The sequence below is a fragment of the Micromonospora sp. M51 genome (genome assembly GCF_018070305.1).
In the GTDB taxonomy this organism is placed as follows: Bacteria; Actinomycetota; Actinomycetes; order Mycobacteriales; family Micromonosporaceae; genus Micromonospora; species Micromonospora parva.
Genome location: NZ_JAGPXZ010001039.1, coordinates 1 through 1,662, shown reverse-complemented (window position 1 = coordinate 1,662; position 1,662 = coordinate 1). Strand labels below are relative to the sequence as shown.

The window sequence follows — 1,662 nt, the reverse complement described above, 5'->3', positions numbered from 1 at the left end:
CCGGGCGCACGTCGGTGAGCACCACGAGGAAACGGGTCATCGCGCGCCGACCGAGGGTACGGCGGGGGGCTCCGGGCGGGTTCGCACGTCGTCTCCTTCCGGCAGGCCGGGATGGCGGGGCGGCACGCGACGATCGGGTACGGGGGAGAAACCCGATCGCCGCGCGCCCCATCCCCTCCGGTCGCTCACCACCACCGTCGCCACGACAACCGGCGGTGAGGACGCCATAACAGATTGACACGTGTACAGCCGTGAATGCAACTCTCATCGACGTTGTCTCATGCAGACGTTCCCGCAAATGTGTGCGACCATCGATGCATGGCCCCGAAGACCGCCCGCGCCCGCCGGCTCGGCATCGCCCTGCGCCACCACCGGGAAGCCGCCGGGCTGACGCTGGAGACCGCGGCGGATGAGATCAACAGCACCCGCAGCACCCTCTCCCGGTACGAGAACGCCCAGACCCTGATCAGCCCGGCCACCGTGCGCGCCCTGCTCACGTCGTACGGGGTGAGCGCCGAGGAGGTGGCCGCGGCGGTGCAGCTGGCCAAGGACGCCCGCAAGCCGGGCTGGTGGGTGTCGTACTCGTACCTGCTGGACCCCCGCACCATCGACTTCATCGCGCTGGAGGCCGAGGCGACAGCCATCGCCAACTTCGAGCCCTCGGTGGTGCCCGGCCTGTTGCAGACCGCAGACTACATCCGTGGCGTGATGCGCGGCGGGCCGCACACCCTCGGCGACGACCTGGTCGAGCAACGGGTCAAGATCCGGCTCGACCGGCAACAGCGGCTCACCGCCGACCAGCCGCCCATCCTCGACGCGATCATCGACGAGGGCGCGCTGCTGCGCCCGGTCGGTGAGCAGTCGGTGATGAACGGGCAACTACGGCACCTGGTCAAGATGGCCGAGTTGCCGAACATCACCGTCCAGGTGATCCCGCTCTCCGCCGGCTACCACCGGGGCACCCGGGGTTCCCTGCACATCCTGGAGTTCGCCGACCCGGAGGACCCGATCATCGCGTCGGTGGAAACCGTCGCAGGTCAGATGATCCTCGACCGCGCCGGTGAGACGCGTACCTGCACCAAGATCATGGAGCATCTCCGTAGCGTGGCGCTCAGCCCGGCGGACAGCCGCGAGATGCTCCTGTCAGTCCTGAAGGGACGGTAGGACCGATGACACCGATGATCACAGCGGCGTTGGCCGCGGCGGCCTGGCGCAAGAGCAGCCGCAGCGGCGACGAGGGCGCCTGCGTGGAGGTTGCCGCGATACCGAGGCTGGTGGCCGTCCGCGACTCCAAGGACCCGGCCGGCCCGGCGCTGCTGTTCCCCACGGCGGCCTGGGCCGCCTTCGCCCAGGCGCCACCCCAGCGCTGACCAGACGTGCCTGAGCCGGCGTGGGTCGAGGGCCCGCGCCGGCTTCAGGCAACCAGCGGGCGGGGCTCCGGAGCGGCGCGCAGCGCCTCCAGCGCGGCGATCGCGACGCCCCGGGCGCCGGCCATGTCCCGGTCCGGCACCAACGCGAAAGTGGCCACCGCCGCCTGCTCCTCACGGAGCACCGTGTGCTCGCGGACCGTCGCCAGGAACCAGTCCCGGAACTCCGGCGCCGCCTCGACCACGCCACCGCCGACGAAGTACGCGTGCGGGTCGGTGAAGTTCGCCGCCACCG

The 1,662-nt window shown here is 70.9% G+C and carries 2 protein-coding genes and 1 pseudogene; 2 read left to right on the top strand and 1 reads right to left on the bottom strand.

Features of this window, described 5'->3' with window-relative positions:
• Positions 1 to 318 precede the first annotated feature (318 nt).
• Positions 319 to 1,164: a helix-turn-helix transcriptional regulator gene (locus KBX53_RS32230; RefSeq protein WP_030335311.1), complete on the top strand. Its 846-nt coding sequence runs from the start codon at positions 319 to 321 to the stop codon at positions 1,162 to 1,164.
• A gap of 5 nt (positions 1,165 to 1,169) precedes the next feature.
• Entirely contained in the window at positions 1,170 to 1,370 is a 201-nt protein-coding gene (locus KBX53_RS32225; RefSeq protein WP_030335312.1) for a DUF397 domain-containing protein, read from the top strand.
• Positions 1,371 to 1,414: 44 nt separating this feature from the next.
• Here KBX53_RS32225 and KBX53_RS32220 read toward each other — a convergent pair.
• A pseudogene (locus KBX53_RS32220) lies at positions 1,415 to 1,662 on the bottom strand (ROK family protein); the annotation flags it as partial.